At 66.7% G+C, this 19,167-nt stretch carries 19 protein-coding genes; 7 read left to right on the top strand and 12 right to left on the bottom strand.

Annotated features, from left to right (window positions below):
• Positions 1-28: 28 nt before the first annotated feature.
• From atpA to IAE41_RS11070, 6 genes are all read right to left on the bottom strand, one after another.
• Entirely contained in the window at positions 29-1,576 is a 1,548-nt protein-coding gene (atpA, locus tag IAE41_RS11045; protein ID WP_108747433.1) for a F0F1 ATP synthase subunit alpha, read from the bottom strand.
• Between the two features lie 44 nt (positions 1,577-1,620).
• Positions 1,621-2,148: a F0F1 ATP synthase subunit delta gene (locus IAE41_RS11050; RefSeq protein WP_108747434.1), complete on the bottom strand. Its 528-nt coding sequence runs from the start codon at positions 2,146-2,148 to the stop codon at positions 1,621-1,623.
• Between the two features lie 2 nt (positions 2,149-2,150).
• Positions 2,151-2,621 carry a F0F1 ATP synthase subunit B gene (locus IAE41_RS11055; RefSeq protein ID WP_005419512.1) on the bottom strand — a complete coding sequence of 157 codons (471 nt, stop codon included), beginning with the start codon at positions 2,619-2,621 and terminating at the stop codon, positions 2,151-2,153.
• Positions 2,622-2,727: 106 nt separating this feature from the next.
• On the bottom strand, positions 2,728-3,033 hold the full coding sequence (atpE, locus tag IAE41_RS11060; protein ID WP_005411133.1) for a F0F1 ATP synthase subunit C: 306 nt from the start codon (positions 3,031-3,033) through the stop codon (positions 2,728-2,730).
• A 71-nt stretch (positions 3,034-3,104) separates the two neighbouring features.
• Positions 3,105-3,905 carry a F0F1 ATP synthase subunit A gene (gene atpB, locus IAE41_RS11065; protein ID WP_079223562.1) on the bottom strand — a complete coding sequence of 267 codons (801 nt, stop codon included), beginning with the start codon at positions 3,903-3,905 and terminating at the stop codon, positions 3,105-3,107.
• A gap of 30 nt (positions 3,906-3,935) precedes the next feature.
• A complete protein-coding gene (locus tag IAE41_RS11070) occupies positions 3,936-4,271 on the bottom strand; it encodes a hypothetical protein (protein ID WP_079223564.1) in 336 nt (111 codons plus the stop codon).
• Positions 4,272-4,764: 493 nt separating this feature from the next.
• Between IAE41_RS11070 and IAE41_RS11075 the strand changes: the two genes are divergently transcribed.
• The gene (locus tag IAE41_RS11075) at positions 4,765-5,583 is read left to right on the top strand and encodes a hypothetical protein (RefSeq protein ID WP_200733151.1); all 819 of its coding nucleotides are present in this window, start codon (positions 4,765-4,767) and stop codon (positions 5,581-5,583) included.
• 289 nt (positions 5,584-5,872) lie between these two features.
• Complete coding sequence (locus tag IAE41_RS11080) at positions 5,873-6,127, top strand: hypothetical protein (RefSeq protein WP_200733152.1); 255 nt, start codon at positions 5,873-5,875, stop codon at positions 6,125-6,127.
• Between the two features lie 83 nt (positions 6,128-6,210).
• Here the strand turns inward: IAE41_RS11080 and lpdA are convergent, their stop codons facing one another.
• The 3 genes from lpdA to IAE41_RS11095 form a co-directional block, all read right to left on the bottom strand.
• Positions 6,211-8,019 carry a dihydrolipoyl dehydrogenase gene (lpdA, locus tag IAE41_RS11085; protein ID WP_200733153.1) on the bottom strand — a complete coding sequence of 603 codons (1,809 nt, stop codon included), beginning with the start codon at positions 8,017-8,019 and terminating at the stop codon, positions 6,211-6,213.
• Positions 8,020-8,126: 107 nt separating this feature from the next.
• Positions 8,127-9,833: a dihydrolipoyllysine-residue acetyltransferase gene (gene aceF, locus IAE41_RS11090; protein WP_200733154.1), complete on the bottom strand. Its 1,707-nt coding sequence runs from the start codon at positions 9,831-9,833 to the stop codon at positions 8,127-8,129.
• Between the two features lie 167 nt (positions 9,834-10,000).
• A complete protein-coding gene (locus IAE41_RS11095) occupies positions 10,001-10,516 on the bottom strand; it encodes a DNA-deoxyinosine glycosylase (RefSeq protein ID WP_200733155.1) in 516 nt (171 codons plus the stop codon).
• 186 nt (positions 10,517-10,702) lie between these two features.
• Here IAE41_RS11095 and IAE41_RS11100 point away from each other — a divergent pair, with 186 nt between their 5' ends.
• From IAE41_RS11100 to glpK, 3 genes are all read left to right on the top strand, one after another.
• Complete coding sequence (locus tag IAE41_RS11100) at positions 10,703-11,332, top strand: OmpW family outer membrane protein (protein ID WP_200733156.1); 630 nt, start codon at positions 10,703-10,705, stop codon at positions 11,330-11,332.
• A 132-nt stretch (positions 11,333-11,464) separates the two neighbouring features.
• Positions 11,465-12,946 carry a glycerol-3-phosphate dehydrogenase gene (glpD, locus tag IAE41_RS11105; protein ID WP_200733157.1) on the top strand — a complete coding sequence of 494 codons (1,482 nt, stop codon included), beginning with the start codon at positions 11,465-11,467 and terminating at the stop codon, positions 12,944-12,946.
• A 76-nt stretch (positions 12,947-13,022) separates the two neighbouring features.
• Positions 13,023-14,522 (top strand): glycerol kinase GlpK, encoded by a 1,500-nt coding sequence (gene glpK, locus IAE41_RS11110; protein ID WP_200733158.1) that lies wholly within the window; start codon positions 13,023-13,025, stop codon positions 14,520-14,522.
• A gap of 69 nt (positions 14,523-14,591) precedes the next feature.
• On the opposite strand, the gene IAE41_RS11115 is transcribed toward glpK, so the two are convergent.
• The gene (locus tag IAE41_RS11115) at positions 14,592-15,386 is read right to left on the bottom strand and encodes a MetQ/NlpA family ABC transporter substrate-binding protein (RefSeq protein WP_200733159.1); all 795 of its coding nucleotides are present in this window, start codon (positions 15,384-15,386) and stop codon (positions 14,592-14,594) included.
• 28 nt (positions 15,387-15,414) lie between these two features.
• Complete coding sequence (locus tag IAE41_RS11120; protein WP_200733160.1) at positions 15,415-16,386, bottom strand: YafY family protein; 972 nt, start codon at positions 16,384-16,386, stop codon at positions 15,415-15,417.
• A gap of 82 nt (positions 16,387-16,468) precedes the next feature.
• Here IAE41_RS11120 and IAE41_RS11125 point away from each other — a divergent pair, with 82 nt between their 5' ends.
• Positions 16,469-17,068 carry a hypothetical protein gene (locus tag IAE41_RS11125; RefSeq protein WP_200733161.1) on the top strand — a complete coding sequence of 200 codons (600 nt, stop codon included), beginning with the start codon at positions 16,469-16,471 and terminating at the stop codon, positions 17,066-17,068.
• Positions 17,069-17,175: 107 nt separating this feature from the next.
• Complete coding sequence (locus IAE41_RS11130) at positions 17,176-17,952, top strand: DUF481 domain-containing protein (RefSeq protein ID WP_108758930.1); 777 nt, start codon at positions 17,176-17,178, stop codon at positions 17,950-17,952.
• A gap of 133 nt (positions 17,953-18,085) precedes the next feature.
• Here the strand turns inward: IAE41_RS11130 and hemC are convergent, their stop codons facing one another.
• The gene (hemC, locus tag IAE41_RS11135) at positions 18,086-18,997 is read right to left on the bottom strand and encodes a hydroxymethylbilane synthase (RefSeq protein WP_108758931.1); all 912 of its coding nucleotides are present in this window, start codon (positions 18,995-18,997) and stop codon (positions 18,086-18,088) included.
• Between the last annotated feature and the right edge of the window lie 170 nt (positions 18,998-19,167).

The following is a 19,167-nucleotide window of genomic DNA, read 5'->3' on the forward strand; positions in this document are numbered from 1 at the left end:
CGGGGCCTGGCCCCGCCACACGTCTGTCTTACCAGCTGCCGGTGGTCTTGAACTCGGCGATGCCCTTCTTGAAGGCACCTTCGATGTCGTTGTCCCAACCGCCGGTGGCGTTGACCTTGCCGACCAGCTCGCCCTGGGTGTTGGCGAAGTGGGCGTGCAGGCCTTCTTCGAAGGCCAGCAGCTTGTTGACCGGCACGTCGTCGAGGTAACCCTCGTTGACGGCGTAGATCGACAGTGCCTGGTTGGCGATCGACATCGGCGCGTACTGCTTCTGCTTCATCAGCTCGGTGACGCGCTGGCCACGCTCCAGCTGCTTGCGGGTCGCTTCGTCCAGGTCCGAGGCGAACTGCGCGAACGCAGCCAGCTCACGGTACTGGGCCAGCGAGATACGGATGCCGCCCGACAGCTTCTTGATGATCTTGGTCTGGGCCGAGCCACCGACGCGCGACACCGAGATACCGGCGTTCACGGCCGGGCGGATGCCGGCGTTGAACAGGTCGGTTTCCAGGAAGATCTGGCCGTCGGTGATCGAGATCACGTTGGTCGGAACGAAGGCGGACACGTCGCCGGCCTGGGTTTCGATGATCGGCAGCGCGGTCAGCGAACCGGTCTTGCCGGTGACCTTGCCTTCGGTGAACTTCTCGACGTACTCCTCGGACACGCGGGCTGCGCGCTCGAGCAGACGGGAGTGCAGGTAGAACACGTCACCCGGGTAGGCTTCACGGCCCGGCGGGCGCTTCAGCAGCAGCGAGATCTGGCGGTAGGCCACGGCCTGCTTGGACAGATCGTCGTACACGATCAGCGCGTCTTCGCCGCGGTCCATGAAGTACTCACCCATGGTGCAGCCCGAGTAGGCGCTGATGTACTGCATGGCAGCCGATTCGGAAGCGGTGGCGGCAACGACGACCGTGTGGGCCAGTGCGCCGTTTTCTTCCAGCTTGCGCACGATGTTGGCGATGGTCGAAGCCTTCTGGCCGATCGCAACGTACACGCACTTGATGCCGGTGCCCTTCTGGTTGATCACCGCATCGATGGCCATCGCGGTCTTGCCGGTCTGGCGGTCGCCGATGATCAGCTCGCGCTGGCCACGGCCGATCGGGATCATCGAGTCGACCGACTTGTAACCGGTCTGCACCGGCTGGTCGACCGACTTGCGCCAGATCACGCCCGGAGCAACGCGCTCCACCGGAGCGGTCAGGTCGGTGCCCAGCGGGCCCTTGCCGTCGATCGGCTCGCCCAGCGCGTTCACGACGCGGCCCAGCAGTTCCGGACCGACCGGCACTTCCAGGATGCGGCCGGTGGTCTTGGCGACGTCGCCTTCGCGCAGGTGCTCGTAGTCACCCAGGACCACGGCGCCGACCGAGTCGCGCTCCAGGTTCAGGGCCAGGGCGAAGGTGTTGTTCGGCAGTTCGATCATTTCGCCCTGCATCACGTCGGCCAGACCGAAGATGCGCACGATGCCGTCGGACACGCTGGTCACGGTGCCTTCGTTGCGCGATTCCGCGGCCAGCTTGACCTTCTCGATGCGGTTCTTGATCAGTTCGCTGATTTCGGAGGGGTTGAGCGTGGTTGCCATCGTCAAGTCCTAGTGCCGGCAGCGGGGCCGGACGTTAAATGAATTCAGTTAGCGAGCGCGGTCTGCAGACGGGCCAGCTTGCCCTTCAGCGAACCATCGATGACCACGTCGCCGGCGTCGATGACGGCACCGCCGATCAGCGAGGCATCGACCGCGGTGGTCACTTCGACCTCGCGGTTGAAGCGCTTGCGCAGCGCGACCTTGATCGCGTCCAGCTCACCGGCCGACAGTTCGGCCGCCGAGGTCACCGTGGCCTTGACCACGTGCTCGGCTTCGGCGCGCAGGGCGTCGAACATGCCAGCGATTTCCGGCAGCAGCGGCAGACGATGCGATTCGGCCAGCACGGCGAGGAAACGCGAGTAGGTCTCACCGTGGGTTTCCGGTGCCAGCAGTGCGACGGCTTCGTCGCGACCCAGCTCCGGGTTGGCGAGCAGGGCCGCCACGCGCGGGTCGGCGGCGACGTGGGCGGAGAACGCCAGGGCGTCCGACCACGGCGCGAACGTGCCTTCGTCACGCGCGGTCGCGAAGGCGGCGCGGGCGTACGGGCGGGCAAGCGTGAGGGCCTGGCTCATCCTTAGATCTCCGAGGCCAGCTCGTCGAGCAGCGCCTTGTGGGCGTTGGCGTCGATTTCGCGCTTGAGCAGCTTTTCGGCACCGGTCACGGCCAGCGCGGACACCTGCTTGCGCAGATCTTCACGGGCACGGTTGGCGGCGGCGTCGATCTCAGCCTGGGCCAGTTCCTTCTGACGGGTGGCTTCGGTGATCGCTTCGTTACGGGCAGCATCAACGATCTGGTTGGCGCGCGCGTGGGCCTGGTCGATGATCTCGTTGGCCTTGGTGCGTGCTTCTTTCAGCGCTTCGTTGACCTTCTCCTGCGCCTGGGCCAGATCTTTCTGGCTGCGGTCGGCAGCAGCGAGGCCTTCAGCGATCTTCTGCTGGCGCTCTTCGATCGCGTTCATCAGCGGCGGCCAGATCTTGGTCGCGATGATCCAGATCAGACCAGCGAAGGCGAGCGCCTGCGCAAGAAGGGTGAAATTGATATTCATGGTTAGCTCGATCGCTGGTTTCGGGGTGGACGCGCCGCCGAAGCGGCGCATCCGGCCTTCATCCGAAACCGGGTGCATCAGCACCCGGTCGTCTCAAACCGCTGTATCAGCCGGCCAGAGCCTTGGTGACGGCGCCAGCAAAGGCAGCCGACAGCGGGTTGGCGAAGGCCAGCAGCAGGCCGACGGCGACCGAGATGATGAACGCGGCGTCGATCAGGCCGGCGGTGATGAACATGCGGACCTGCAGGACCGGGATCAGTTCCGGCTGGCGGGCGGCCGACTCCAGGAACTTACCAGCCATGATGGCCAGACCCAGGCCAGCGCCCAGCGCGGCCAGGCCGATCATGATGCCGACGGCAAGGGCGGTGGAGCTCTGAATCTGCGCGAAGTTGGTCAGGACGGCGAAGTACATGGTTATCTCCAGGAACTAAGTTGCTAAGGGTGATGAAACGGATGAAGGTGAAACTGGTTGAAGCTTGAAACTCAGTGAGCGTCTTCCGACAGGCTCAGGTACACGATCGACAGCATCATGAAGATGAAGGCCTGCAGCGGGATCACCAGCAGGTGGAACAGCATCCAGCCCAGACCGAATGCACCACCGGCAATGGCACCGAAGAAACCGGCACCACCCAGCACCCAGATCAGCAGGAACACGATTTCGCCGCCGAACATGTTGCCGAACAGTCGCATCGCCAGCGAGATCGGCTTGCTCAGCCACTCGACGATGTTGAGGATCAGGTTGAACGGCATCATCCACTTGCCGAACGGCGCCGTCAGGAATTCCTTGATGAAGCCCAGCAGGCCCTTCGACTTCAGCGCGAAGAACAGCATCAGGAAGAACACGCTGAAGGCCATGCCCAGGGTGGCGTTGACGTCAGCGGTCGGAACCGGCTTCCAGTAGTGCACGCCGGCCATTTCCAGCGGCTTGGCGATGAAATCGGCCGGGATCATCTTCAGCAGATTCATCAGCAGAATCCAGAAGAAGATGGTGATGGCGATCGGCGTGACCAGCTTGCTCTTGCCGTGGTAGGTGTCCTTGGCCTGGCGGTCAACGAACTCCAGGCAGATTTCCACGAACGCCTGCCACTTGCCCGGCACGCCGGCGGTGGCCTTGCGGGTACCCATCCAGAACGCGACCACGATCACCAGGCCCATCAGGACGGCGGTGAGGAAGGTATCGACGTGGATGTGCCAGAACATTCCTTCGCCGTTGCCGACCGGTGCGGTCAGGTTCTGCAGGTGATGCTGGATGTAGCTGGTAGGGGTTAGAGCCTCGCCCGCCATGTGTCCGGAACCTTAGTTAATTGAATTCTGTCAACGCCTGGCCAGAGCCAGGACCTGGAACATCAAACCGACGGCGATTCCGGCCAACAGCGCCAATGCAGGCAGCTTGAAGACCAGGAAACCCGCCAGCAGGACGCCGAAAACGACTGCCCACTTCGCAACAACCGCAATGATCAGTCGAGCCATCGCCGAACCTGCCGCGACCGCACCCCCGCTCAGTGCCATCCGCGCCGCCACCCAACCCCCGGCCGAGACCGCCACGCCGGACAGCAGCGCACCCAGTGCGGCCTTCTGCCCCGCCAGCAGCAGGAATGCCAGGGCCAGGACAGCCACTGCGACCAGCGGATAGACCGCGGCGCGCAGCATCAGTCGCCGACCCGCTTCAACGGAGTTCAGCACAGGATGTCCCACATGGTTCTTGTGAAGGGCGGAGGCCGTTACAGCGTGCGTGCCTCATCGAGCCGCCAAATTATAGCAATGGGACAATTTGTGAGACAACCGCTGCCTGTTCATCCCCGGAGCCGCAAGTTGCCGAATCGGCAGGATTTTTACGGCCCACAGGGGGGACAATAGCGTCCGCACCATGTTGCAGCGCAGCGCATTCAACTTTGGTCGCAGGCTGCGGAACTTTCCCGCGCGCGCCCTGTCCTATCTTTCGACCTGCCTGCAGCAACCTCGTCGACGCATCGCCCCGCAGGTCCCAGGATGGCCCCGTAGTCCGCTCCGGGGCCATCTTCTTTGCAGCGGCATGACGGCGCTGAACCGTCCACGCAACGTGGACCATACGTTCACGTAGGGTGGACGTGCACGTCCGGCACAGTGGCCTTCATTCCGAATTAACCACTGCAAGGACTCTGCGATGCGCCCCGTACCCACCCTGCTCGCCCTCTCGCTGCTCGCCGCCGGCGCGTCGTTTGCCAATGCTGCCCACGCTGCGGAAGGCGATCCGCGCTTCACGCTGCGCGTGGGTGCGATGAACATCGAGAACGACAACACCATCCGCGGCAACACCACTGTCGCCGGCCAGGACGTCAATGTCAGCGAAGATTTCAAGATGGGTGGCAAGGAATGGGAGCCGCGCATTGACGGCGTGTTCCGCGTCAGCGACCGCCAGCGCCTGATCTTCGACTACTTCAAGTGGGACAAGGACCGCCGCGAGACGCTGGATGACGGCATCGCCTTCGGCCAGATCAACGTTCCGGAAGGCAGCTTCGTCAAGGCCGAGCTGAAGTACCAGGTCGCCAGCCTGGTGTATGACTACTCGGTGGTGGACACCGAAAAGTTCGACCTCGGCCTGCAGCTGGGTGCCGAATGGGCCAAGGTCAGCGCCAAAGGCTTTGCCGACCTGGGCAACGTCTACAACGGCCGCTTCCTGGACGAGAGCGAGAGCGGCGTGGCGCCGGTGGTCGGCGCCCGCCTGAGCTTCACTCCGGCCGACCGCTGGCTGATCAACATCCAGGGCCAGTACCTGAATACCAAGTGGGGCAGCTTCGATGACTACGACGGCGACCTGAGCCGCGCCAACGCCATCGTCGAATACCGCTTCACCGAGACCTTCGGCGTGTTCGCCGGCTACGACTGGTTCAAGCTGGACGTTGACCAGAAGGGCAGCGACGGCGTGGTCGGCCTGAAGCAGGAGTTCAAGGGTCCGATTGCCGGCATCAGCTTGACCTTCTGATCGAGCGTTAAAGAGCTCTCTCCATCGCGGCGCCCGGGCAACCGGCGCCGCGTTTTTTTATGCCGCCGCCCCCGTGCGGGCAACAAAAAACCCGGCTTTCGCCGGGTTTTTCGTTCGTGTCAGATGCCGATTGGTAGCTGCCACACAGATTTCGACACTGATGTCGATTGCGACGTTTCCGCTCGCATAAGACTCTTTTCCCCTGCCCTGTTCTGCGTAGCCTGAATTCCGCCGCCATGCGATGTCACGCGCATGCCCTGGCGGCCTCCGTGAACACAGGACCATTCCCATGAAAAAGATTGCCCTGCCTGTCTCCTGCCTGCTGTCGCTCGCCCTGGCCGCTGCCGTTCCTGCTTCGGCCGCTCCGCCCCCCCTTGCAGGGGTATTTGCCGAACGCCAGTACGTGTGCAAAGCCTGGGCGAGGTACGTTGCGCAGCCTTATATATTCCGGGTGATGGCGTCTTCGCTGGCCGACGCAGAGCGGAAAGCACGGGCGGGCCTGCCGCCGGATCATTACCTGGACAGCTGCTGGTCCACCCTCTAGGCGAAGCTGGCGCAGCAACAAAAAACCCGGCTTTCGCCGGGTTTTCCGTGTTTCGCGAAGTGCCCGCCGGGCGTGGCCCGGCGCTACTTCTTTTTGGGGAGGTACAGATCGGTGATCGTGCCGTCGTAGATTTCCGACGCCATCGCCACCGATTCGCTCAGCGTCGGGTGGGCGTGGATGGTGTGGCCGATGTCTTCGGCTTCGGCACCCATCTCGATGGCCAGGCCGATCTCGGCCAGCAGGTCACCGGCGTGCACGCCGACGATGGCACCACCGATGATGCGGTGGGTCTCTTCGTCGAAGATCAGCTTGGTGAAACCCTCGGTACGGCCGATGCCGATCGCGCGACCGCTGGCGGCCCACGGGAACTTGGCCACGCCGACCTTCAGGCCCTTGGCCTTGGCTTCGGTCTCGGTGACGCCGACCCAGGCGATTTCCGGGTTGGTGTAGGCCACCGACGGAATCACGCGGGCGACCCATTCCTTCTTGTGGCCGGCGGCCACTTCGGCAGCCAGCTTGCCCTCATGCGTGGCCTTGTGGGCCAGCATCGGGTTGCCGACGATGTCGCCGATGGCAAAGATGTGCGGCACGTTGGTGCGCATCTGGCGATCGACCGGGATGAAGCCACGCTCGGTGACCTGCACGCCCGCCTTCTCGGCATCGATCTTCTTGCCGTTCGGCGAGCGGCCCACGGCCACCAGCACGCGGTCGAAGGTGCCCTGCGCCAGGGCCGGCGACTGGCCTTCCTCGGCGGCTTCGAAGGTGACGGTGATGCCCTTGGCATCGGCGGTGACGCCCGAGGCCTTGGTCTTCAGGTGCACTTCGATGCCCTGCTTCTTCAGGCGGTCGGCCAGCGGCTTGACCAGGTCCTTGTCGGCGCCCGGCATCAGCTGGTCCATGAACTCGACCACGGTGACCTTGCTGCCCAGCGCGCCATACACGGTGGCCATTTCCAGGCCGATGATGCCGCCGCCGACGACCAGCAGCGAGCCCGGCACTTCGGCCAGCTCCAGCGCGTCGGTGGAATCCATCACGCGCTTGTCGTCCCACGGGAAGTTGGGCAGCTTCACCGCCTGCGAACCGGCGGCGATGATGCACTTCTGGAAGCGCAGCAGCTGGGTGCTGCCGTCAGCTGCGGTGATTTCCAGTTCGTTGGCCGAGATGAACTTGCCGACGCCCTGCACGCTGCGGACCTTGCGCTGCTTGGCCATGCCGGCCAGGCCCTTGGTCAGCTGATTGACGACCTTTTCCTTGTACTGGCGCAGCTTGTCCAGGGTGATGGTCGGCTTGCCGAACTCGACGCCGAAATCACCGGCATGGGCGACTTCGTCGATGACCGCTGCGGCGTGCAGCAGGGCCTTGGACGGGATGCAGCCCACGTTGAGGCAGACGCCGCCGAGGCTGGCGTAGCGCTCGACCAGCACGGTGTCCAGGCCGACGTCGGCGGCGCGGAAGGCAGCGGTGTAGCCGCCCGGGCCCGAGCCCAGCACGACCATTTCGCATTCAATGTCGGCCGGCTTGCCACTGGACAGCGCCGGCTTCGGCGCAGCCGGTTCGGCCGGGGCGCGGTGCGACGGGGTCACCGGCGGCTTGCTGGCCGGGGCGGCGGCGGCCGGGGCCGGTGCAGCGGCCTTGGCCGGGGCTTCGGCGGCGCCTTCAGCGTCCAGCACCACGACCACGGCGCCTTCGGACAGGGTGTCGCCCAGCTTGACCTTGATTTCCTTGACCACGCCGGCGGCCGAGGACGGCACTTCCAGGGTGGCCTTGTCCGATTCCAGGGTCACCAGACCCTGATCCTTCTTCACCGTATCGCCGACGGCGACCAACACTTCGATCACCGGCACATCGCTGTAATCGCCGATGTCGGGAACCTTGACTTCAATCGTGGCCATGGTGGTTTTCCTCGTGCCCGGCCGGCGGCGCCGGCGGGCTGTCACTGCATCTGTTCACGCGGCCGCGCCAGGGGGCAGCGGCCGCACGGTGGGGGCGAAGCGGTGCCTTACAGCAGCACGCGGCGCATGTCGGCCAGTACCTGCGACAGGTACGTGGTGAAGCGTGCGGCCAGGGCGCCATCGATGACGCGGTGGTCGTAGCTCAGCGACAGCGGCAGCATCAGCTTCGGCGCGAATTCCTTGCCGTTCCAGACCGGCTGGATGGCGGACTTGGAGACGCCGAGGATGGCCACTTCCGGTGCGTTGACGATCGGGGTGAACGCGGTGCCGCCGATGCCGCCCAGCGAGCTGATCGAGAAGCAGCCGCCGCTCATGTCGGCCGGGCCCAGCTTGCCGTCACGTGCCTTCTTGGCCAGTTCGGTGGTTTCCTGCGCGATCTGCACCACGCCCTTCTTGTCCACGTCGCGGATGACCGGCACGACCAGGCCGTTCGGCGTATCGGCGGCGAAGCCGATGTGGAAGTACTTCTTCAGGGTCAGGTTTTCACCGCTGGCATCGAGCGAGGCGTTGAATTCCGGGAACTTCTTCAGCGCCGCGGCGCTGGCCTTGATCAGGAAGGCGAGCATGGTCAGCTTGATGCCGGCCTTCTCGTTTTCCTTGTTCAGCGCCACGCGCAGGCCTTCCAGGTCGGTGATGTCGGCCTGTTCGAACTGGGTGACGTGCGGAATCATCGCCCAGTTGCGGGCGAGGTTGGCACCGGAAATCTTCTTGATGCGCGACAGCGGCTGCACTTCGGTCTCGCCGAACTTGCTGAAGTCGACCTTCGGCCACGGCAGCAGGTTCAGGCCACCACCGGCGGCGACGGCAGCACCGGCAGCAGCCGGCACGCCACCGCTCAGCGCGGCCTTGACGAACTTCTGCACGTCACCCTTGGTGATGCGGCCGCCCTTCTCGGTGCCGCTGATCTGCAGCAGGTCCACGCCCAGTTCGCGGGCGAACACGCGCACGGCCGGGGTGGCATACGGCACCTTGGCCGGCAGCACGCCATCGGCGTTGAACTGCACCGGCGGGCTGGCCGGGGTACCGGCCGAGGCGATCTCGCGGGCGGCCAGCTTGTCCGGCTGGGCCGGAACGGCGACCGGCTCGACCTTGGTGGCGGTTTCGGCGGCGGCCGGGGCAGCGGCAGCGGCGGCCTTGCTCGGGGCCGGCGCGGCAGCGCCCTCGGCCTCGATGATGGCGACCACGGCACCCTGCGACAGGTTGTCGCCGACCTTGACCTTCAGTTCCTTGACCACGCCAGCGACCGAGGACGGCACTTCCATGGTGGCCTTGTCGCTTTCCAGCGTGACCAGGCCCTGGTCCTTCTTGACCGTGTCGCCGACGGCGACCAGCACTTCGATGACCGGGATGTCGGTGTAATCGCCGATGTCCGGCACCAGCGCTTCAACGGCACCGCCGCTGGCAGCCGGGGCGGCCGGCGCAGCAGCGGCCGGGGCCGGGGCGCTCTGGGTGGCGGCAGCCGGGGCAGCGGCCTTGGCCGGGGCCGGAGCGGCGGGCTTGGCAGCCTCGCCTTCAGCCACTTCGATCAGGGCCACGACCTTGCCCTCGGAGAGGTTGTCGCCGACCTTGACCTTGATTTCCTTGACCACACCGGCGACCGAGGACGGCACTTCCATCGTGGCCTTGTCGCTTTCCAGCGTCACCAGGCCCTGGTCCTTCTTGACCGTGTCGCCGACGGCGACAAGCACCTCGATTACCGGGATATCGCTGTAGTCACCGATATCGGGGACAAGTGCTTCCTTGATTTCGGCCATGGGGATAACTCCGGCAATCTGGTGTAGGGAAACGTCTATTGTGCGGCCAGCGGGGGCCAGCGCCAACCGTTACAGGTGTTTTCAGTACGCACGCCGCCGGGACACGCTGTTGCCAAAGGCCCGCGGGCACTTCCAGTCGGTAGCGTATTGTCCCGACGATGTCCGCTTCATGTCGCCAGCGCGTCAGCCAGCGGCTGCCAGGCCTGGCGCAGGCGCGGCAAGGACCACGCGGCATTGGCCGGGCTGGTGGACGGCAGCGCGAGCAGGGCCGGCGATGCCGCCAGATCCGGCACAACCCAGCGCTGCAGCGCCTGCCAGGCCGCGCCGCCATTGCAGGCGACCAGGCGCAACCCCGGCAGGCCGGCGATCAGTGCGGGCAGCGCATTGGGCACTTCCGACCCGCGCACGATGTCCGCATCCAGGCTGCCGCGCCGCTGGCACTGGCCGATCACATCCCACAGGCCGACACCGGCGTCGGCCAGCGCGCGCAGCCGCGCCTCGTAGGCGAGCGCCGGATCGAACCCGCACAGATCACCGAGCAACGGCCAGAAGCGGTTGCGCGGATGCGCGTAGTACTGCTGTTCCTGCAGCGACGCGACACCGGGCATCGAGCCGAGCACGAGCACGCGGCAATCGACCGCCACGCGCGCAGGCAGGCCGATGCACAACGCATCGCTGCTCACGTTTCCTCCAACTGCATGAACGATCGCATCTATCCAAAACCCCTTTAAAACAGCGTTTTCGCGCTGCCCGCTGAACAGTTGGAACCAAATTTTAACGCGCGTCGGATTCGATTCATGTTGGGGCGACTACGGTGACATCGCCCCGCAACCGGGGGCCCAAAAAAAGAAACGACAGGAGATTCCCCCATGCGTTCCATCCGTATCCTGAGCCTCGCCCTGCTGACCTCCGCTGCCTTCGCACCTGCTGCATTCGCGCAGGACAGCAGCGCCACCGACACCGCCTCGGGCAGGCATTTTGCCGTGGTTGGCGGCGTGTCGCTGCTGCAGCCGAAGAATGACCCGATCGACGGCATCAAGAAGGTCGACGGCGGCCCGGCGCCGACCGTCAGCTTCAGCTACTACGTCAACGACAACTGGGCCGTTGAGCTGTGGGGCGCTGCCGACAAGTTCGACCACCGCGTCAAGGGTCCGGGCAATGCCCGCCTGGGCAGCGTCGAACAGCAGCCGGTCGCGCTGAGCGGCCAGTACCACTTCGGCCAGGCCGACAACGTGTTCCGTCCGTTCGTGGGCGTGGGTTACTTCCAGTCGGCCTTCAGCAATGAAAACTTCGCCGGCGGCGATGACATCCGCCTGAAGGATGCCAAGGGTGCCATCGGCACGGTGGGCGTGGACATGAACATCAACTCCACCTGGTTTGCCCGCGCCGATGCCCGCTACATGCACTCGCGCCCGGACCTGAAGGTTGCCGGCCAGAAGGTTGGCGAAGCCAAGCTTGACCCGTGGACCGTGGGCTTCGGCATCGGCGCACGCTTCTAAGCGGTTCCCCGCTCCACTGTGTTGAAACGACGGGCCCTGCGGGGCCCGTTGTTGTTTTGTAGAGTCGAGCTTGCTCGACTGCTTTTCACGGCAGTCGAGCAAGCTCGACTCTACTGACGTCTGGGGGGCACCATGCACGAAATCGACCTGCTGGTGATCGGCGGTGGCATCAACGGCACCGGCATCGCCCGCGATGCCAGCGGCCGCGGCCTGCGCGTGCTGCTGTGCGAACAGCATGATCTGGCCGCGCACACCTCCAGTGCCAGCAGCAAGCTGGTCCACGGCGGCCTGCGCTACCTGGAACAACGCGAGTTCGGCCTGGTGCGCAAGGCGCTGGGCGAGCGTGAGACGGTGCGCCGGCAGGCGCCTTACCTGGTCCATCCGCTGCGCTTCGTGCTGCCGTGGGAACCGCACCTGCGGCCGCGCTGGATGCTGCGCGCGGGCCTGTGGCTGTACGACCACCTGGGCCGGTGCAGCCCGGCCTTCCCCACCTCGCGCTCGCTGCAGCTGCCCGGCGATGCACTCGGCAGCTGGCTGGCTCCGCACCTGCAGGAGGCCTTCAGCTATGCCGACGCACAGGTGGACGATGCGCGGCTGGTGGTCCTCAACGCGCTGGATGCCGCCGGCCGGGGCGCACGCATCCTCACCGGTACGCGCTGCACGGATCTGCAGCAGTCGCCCACGCACTGGCGGGCGACGCTGGAAGACCGCGACGGCCGGACCCACACCGTGCAGGCCCGCGCCGTGGCCAACGCGGCCGGGCCGTGGGCCGGTGGCCTGCTGCAGCGCATGCTGCCGGGCGACGGCTCGCCCGCGCTGCGCCTGGTGCAGGGCAGCCATATCGTTCTGCGCCGGCCCTGGCCCACGCACAGTGCCTGCCTGCTGCAGCAGCCGGATGGACGCGTGGTGTTCCTGCTGCCGTTCGCACACGATCACCTGCTGGTGGGCACCACCGACACCGACTACCGCGGCGACCCGGCACGCTGCAGCGTCCTGCCCTCGGAAGTGGAGTACCTGTGCGCGGCCGCCAACCGCTACCTGCGCGAGCCGATCCACGCCGCCGATGTGGTCTGGCAGTTTGCCGGCGTGCGCCCGCTGCTGGCCGCCACCGATCCGCAGGCGGCGAAGCTGAGCCGCGACTATCGGCTGCAGTTGCAGGGCGGTGGCGCACCGGCCGTGCACGTGCTGGGCGGCAAGCTGACCACCTACCGCGTGCTGGCCGAAGAAGCCCTGGATCTGCTGCGTGCCCACCTGCCCGGCATGGGCCCGGCCTGGACGGCACGCGGCGATGCCCTGCCCGGCAGTGACTGGGGCGATGCTGGTGCGGCGTGTGGGCAGCTGCAGCGGCGCGCCCCCTGGCTGCCCGCCCCGCTCGCCCGGCGCTGGGCCGAAGCCTATGGCAGCCGCAGCGCGGCGTTGATCGATGGCGCGAGCGCGCTGGCCGACCTAGGGGAAGACTTCGGCAGCGGCCTGTACGCGCGCGAGGTGGCCTGGCTGCAGCAGCACGAATGGGCATGGACTGCCGAGGACGTGCTGTGGCGACGCAGCAAGCTGGGCCTGCGCCTGGATGCAGCGCAGGTGGCACGCCTGCAGGCGTGGATGCAGAAACGGTAGAGTCGAGCCTGCTCGACTGACGCGAGATCCAGTCGAGCAAGCTCGACTCTACCAACACCACCACCGGAGACGCCCCATGACGCCCCGCTACGTGCTGGCCATCGACCAGGGCACCACCAGTTCGCGCGCGATCCTGTTCGACCGTGGCGGCAACATCGTCGGCAGCGCGCAGCGTGAATTCAGCCAGGTGCTCCCGCAGCCGGGCTGGGTGGAACACGATCCGCGCGAGATCCTCACCAGCGTCTACGCAACCATGACCGAACTGCTCAGCCGCGAGCAGATCGACCCACGGCAGATTGCCGCACTGGGCATCACCAACCAGCGCGAAACCACCGTGGTGTGGGACCGCGCCACCGGCCAGCCGATCCACAATGCCATCGTCTGGCAGTCGCGGCAGAGCCAGGCCATCTGCGAGCGGCTGCGCGCCGATGGCCATGAAGCCCTTATCCGCGAGCGCACCGGCCTGCTGATCGATGCCTACTTCTCGGCCACCAAGGTGCGCTGGATCCTCGACCACGTGGACGGTGCGCAGCAGCGCGCCGAACGTGGCGAACTGCTGTTCGGCACCATCGACAGCTGGCTGGTGTGGAACCTGAGCGGCGGCCAGGCCCACGTGACCGACTACAGCAACGCCGCGCGTACCCTGCTGTTCAACATCCACACCCTGCAATGGGACGACGACCTGCTGGCGTTGCTGGACATCCCGCGCGCGATGCTGCCCAGCGTGCGCGATTCCAGCGCGGTGTACGCGCATACGCGGCCCCAGTTCTTCTTCGACCACCCGATCCCGATCGCCGGCATCGCCGGTGACCAGCAGGCGGCGCTGTTCGGCCAGGCCTGTTTCCAGCCCGGCATGGTCAAGAACACCTACGGCACCGGCTGTTTCATGCTGATGCACACCGGCACGCAGGCGGTGCGCTCGCGCAACGGCCTGCTGACCACCATCGCCTGGGGCATCGGCGGGCGCGTGGAATATGCGCTGGAAGGGTCGATCTTCATTGCTGGATCGGTGGTGCAGTGGCTGCGCGACGGGCTGCACATGATCGACCACGCCAGCGACAGCCAGGCACTGGCAGCGAAGGTGGACGACAGCGGCGGGGTCTATCTCGTGCCGGCCTTCGTCGGCCTGGGCGCGCCGTACTGGCGCAGCGATGTGCGCGGGGCGATGTTCGGCCTGACCCGGGGCACCAGCAAGGCGCACTTCGTGCGTGCTGCGCTGGAGGCGATGGCCTACCAGACGCGTGACGTGCTCGATGCTATGCAGTCCGATGCGGGCATTGCCCTGAGCGAACTGCGCGCCGATGGCGGTGCGATCGGCAACGATTTCCTGGCCGGGTTCCAGGCCGACATCCTCGGCGTACCGCTGCTGCGACCACGGCTGACCGAAACCACCGCGCTGGGTGCGGCCTACCTGGCCGGCCTGGCGGTGGGGTTCTGGGAAAGCCGCGAGCAGATTGCCGCGCAGTGGGGCCTGGACCAGCGCTTCGAGCCGAAGATGGACCCGGCGCGACGCGAGAGGCTGTATGCCGGGTGGCAGCAGGCCGTGGCCGCCACCCTCGCCTTCCACGTCGATTGAGGGCGGTAGCGCCGGGCCATGCCCGGCGAACACCCATTCCGCCGGGCATGGCCCGGCGCTACCTCTACATCAGAACGCCGGCAGCACCGCGCCCTTGTACTTGGTTTCGATGAAGGCCTTCACCTGCGGGCTGGTCAGTGCCTTGGCCAGCTTCTGCACGCGGGCGTCGTCCTTGTTGTCCGGGCGCGCGACCAGGAAGTTCACGTACGGCGAGTCCTTGCTCTCGATCGCCAGCGCGTCCTGGGTCGGGTTCAGGCCCGCATCCAGCGCGTAGTTGGTGTTGATCAGGGCCAGGTCGACCTGGTCCAGCACGCGCGGCAGCATCGCCGAATCCAGCTCGCGGAACTTCAGCTTCTTCGGGTTGGCGATGATGTCGCGCTGGGTCGACAGGGCGTTGCTCGGGTCCTTCAGCTCGATCACGCCGGCCTTGTGCAGCAGGATCAGCGCGCGGCTGTTGTTGCTCGGGTCGTTGGGAATGACCACGTCGGCGCCTTCGCGCAGTTCGGCCAGCGACTTCACCTTGCGCGAGTACGCACCGAAGGGTTCGATGTGCACGCCGATCACCTTGGTCAGGTCGGTCTTGCGGTCGCGGTTGTAGGCATCCAGGTACGGCTCGGTCTGGAAGTAGTTGGCGTCCACCTGCTTCTGCACGAGCTGGTCGTTGGGCTGCACGTAGTCGTTGAACACGCGCACGTCCAGGTCCACGCCTTCCTCCTTGAGGATCGGCTTGACCACCTCCAGGATCTCCGCGTGCGGCACGGCGGTGGCGGCCACCACCAGCTTCTGCGAAGGCTCACCGGACTTGCCGCAGGCGGTCAGGGCCAGCGCAGCGGCGAACAGGGGCAGCAACAGGGTCTTCTTCATGGGGGCAACGGGTCTCTCGGGGGGAGGATCAGGGGTTTTCGTAGTTGGACAGGGCCAGGTCCAGCAGCGCCTTGGCCTGCTCGCGCAGCATCACCGGCTCGACGATCTCGGCATCGGAACCGTAATGCAGCACGTCCATCAGCAGCTCGCGCGAGACGCTGTAGGGCACCTTCAGCTCGTAGCGGCCATCGGGCAGGAAACGGCCCTGCTGCTTGGAATGCCAGTGCTCATCGGCCACCCAGCGCGCGGCCTTGGCGCTGAACAGGATGGTCGCCCAGCCCTTGGGCTGGCCGGAGAAGATGCCGTAGCTGGCACCCAGCTGTTCGTCCAGCTCGGATTCGGCCACGTCGCGGGCACCGCTGTCGACCACCCGCGCCTTGTGCACGCGGTCCACGGCAAAGCTGCGCAGGGCTTCGCGGTCGTGGTCCCAGGCATCCAGGTACCAGTTGTCGCGGTAGTGGGTCAGGCGCTGCGGCGAGACGGTGCGCCGGGTCGACTCATCGGTGGAGCGGGCGCGGTACTCGAACGCCAGCTGCTTGCGCTCCAGCACGGCCGAGGCAACGGTGCGGAAGCTGCCCTCATCGAACTTGCGGCCGCGGTGCGGGATCACCCGCACCCGGTCCACCGGCCAGTTGGAGACGCCGGCCTGGGCCGCCAGCAGGCTTTCGATGCGCTGCTGCAGCGGGGCCAGCACCGACGACAGCACGCCGCCGCCGGTTCGCGCCAGCAGGTGCTGCGAGGCCAGCAGGGCGTGCAGCTCCTCCGAGCTGAGCCACAGCCCGGGCAGCTCGAAGCGATCGCTCTCGTCAGCCATGTAGCGGAAGCCGGCCTCGCCGTCGCCCTCGATCGGGGCCATCAGCGCGTCGCGCAGGAAGGCCAGATCACGGTAGACGGTGGCACGGGAACAACCGAGCTTGTCCTGCAGGGTCGCCACCGTCACCGGATAGCGCGCGGACTTGAGCAGACGATGCAGGGCGGTGATGCGTTCGTATCGGTCCATGCCCCTGATTATGTCCGAGTCGCGGGCGTTGTGTGGGGGCTTTGGGCTATCGTGGGCGCCCCCCGCCCCCATGGAGCGCCCGATGCGCCGCCTGCCTGCCCTGCCCCTGCTGGCCTGCCTGCTGCTGGCCGCCTGTGATCGCGCCCCCGCTCCGGCGGCCGCCGACGCCCCGGTACCGGCCGCCGAGCCGGCGCACGCGGTGCTGGCCGCCAGCGAGCGCCTGGCCGGCCTGCGCAGCTTCCACGCCGAACTGGACCTGCAGGGTGCGGCGCAGCCGGTGCGCAGCGCCATGGACTTCGTCGCGCCCGACCGCTTCCGGGTGCAGACCCCGGCCGGGCTGCAGACGATCATCGGTGACACCATGTTCCTGCAGGCCGGCAGCGCCATCCAGCAGGTACCGACCCCGCCGGGCCTGATGGAGCAGTGGCGCAGCCCGCTGCCCAAGGATGCCCCCGCAGCCGAGCTGCGGGCCGAGGATCTGGGCCGGCAGTCGCTGGACGGGGTGGATACCCGCCACTACCGCCTGCTGGGCGAGGCCGGCGAGCGGCTGGAATACTGGGTGGACGACCAGGGGCTGCCACGGCAGATCGTGCGCAGCGGCAGCAACCAGGGCCGCCCCTACCAGCTGCGCCTGCGCTACTCGCGCTTCAACGACCCGGCACTGCGCATCGAGCGCCCCTGAATGGGCGATGGCGGTAACGCCTGCTGAAGCGCTGCTTCCGACCGGTTCTGGCGGCTATGGCGCATCCAGTATCATCACGGGTTGTTAACCGCTTCGGAGAAGCCTTGATGTCCCTGCGCGTGACCCTGCTTGTGCCCCTCCTGCTGTGCGCGCCGCTGGCGTATGCCCAGGATGCCTCCGAACTGGCGGCGATGACTTCGCCGTGGAGCGGCAGCGGTGGCGAACTGGGCTTTGCCGCAGCCAGCGGCAACAGCAGCACCGAGAGCTTCAACGGCGCCCTGCGCCTGCGCTACACCGATGGCGACTGGGTGCACACCATGGACCTGTTCGGCCTGCGCTCCAGCTCCAAGGTGACCGAGACCAACGACGACGGCAGCACCTCCCGCCGCGACAACACCACGGCCAACCGCTATACCGGCGCCGCCGGCAGCGCGCTGCAGCTGGGCGAACACCGCCAGCTGTTCGCCAAGGTGCGTACCGAGCGCGATGACTTCGCCACCTATGATCGCCGCAGCTCGTTCGGCCTGGGCTACGGTACCCGCCTGATCAACACCGAGCGCCTCTCCTTCGACGCCCTGCTGGGCCCGGGTGTCAGCCGCACCCACAGCACCGAGGACGACCGCACCCGCACCGGCCTGATCGGCCAGGGCCAGTTCGAGCTGAAGTTCGCCATCACCGGCAACACCGACCTGGTCAACAACCTGCTGGTCGAATCGGGCTCGTACAACACCTTCGGCCAGAACGATTTCGGCGTGTCGGTGAGCATGAACGAACACCTGGCCCTGAAGGCCGGCTGGCAGGCCCGTTACAACAGCGATGTGGCCGACGACAAGCGCCGGACCGATACGCTGACCACGATGAACGTGGTCTACAAGTTCAAATGAGAAACGGGCGCCCAGGGCGCCCGTTCTTTATTTGTAGAGTCGAGCTTGCTCGACTGCTGTTGGCCAGCCAGTCGAGCAAGCTCGACTCTACAAACGGCCCAGTCGAGCAAGCTCGACTCTACGGGCGCGCGGTTCAGACGTTCAGCAGCTCGCCCGCACCGCCGTCCAGCAGCATCCTGGCCACCTGCTGGCCCAGCGTTTCCGGATCGCTGGCCGGGCCCACGGCTTCGGCGCGCACCGCGCGGCCATCACTGGCACTGCCGACCATGCCCTGCAGGTGCAGATCCTGGCCCTGCCACTGTGCGATGGCCGCCACCGGCACATGGCAGCTGCCATGCAGCGCGCGGTTCATCGCCCGCTCCGCTTCCACGCAGGCACGGGTATCGGCGTCATCCAGGCGGGCGAACAATTCCATCAGCCGCGCGTTGCCACCATCACACTCCACCGCCACCGCCCCCTGTGCCGGCGCCGGCAGCCACTGCGGCGGCTGCAGGCGGGCCACGATGCGATCGCCCAGGCCCAGCCGTTCCAGCCCGGCCACGGCCAGCACGATGGCGTCGTAGCCACCGTTGTCGAGCTTGGCCAGGCGTGTGTTGACGTTGCCGCGCAGGTCCAGCAGCTGCAGGTCCGGGCGCAGCGCGCGCAGCTGCGCCTGCCGGCGCAGCGAGGACGTACCCACGCGCGCGCCGATGGGCAGTGCATCCAGCGAGGCATACAGGTTGGAGATGAAGCCATCGGCCGGGTCGTGGCGGGTCAGCATGGCCGGCAGCGCGAACGGCGCATCCAGTTCCATCGGCACATCCTTCAGCGAATGCACCGCGCAGTCGGCATCGCCGCGCAGCATGGCCAGCTCCAGTTCCTTCAGGAACAGGCCCTTGCCGCCGATGGCGGCCAGCGAGCGGTCGAGCACTTCATCGCCGCGGGTGCTCATCGGCACCAGTTCCACGTGCAGGCCGGGGTAGGCCTGGCGCAGGCGGTCGGCGACGTGTTCGCTCTGCCAGAGGGCGAGCGGGCTCTTGCGGGTGGCGATGCGGACGGTTTCCATCCGGGCATTATCGCGCCTATCGGCGGGATACGGCCAACGGCGGAGCCCCTCGTGGCTGGTGGTAGAGTCGACTGTTAGTCGACCAGCCTAGTGAGCTGGCCGGGTGGGTGGGCCGCGCAGGGGACGCTGCAAGTACGTCCCTGTAAGCTCGGTCGCCGCATCCATGCGGC

Source organism: Stenotrophomonas sp. S39, from assembly GCF_016624665.1.
Taxonomy (GTDB): domain Bacteria; phylum Pseudomonadota; class Gammaproteobacteria; order Xanthomonadales; family Xanthomonadaceae; genus Stenotrophomonas.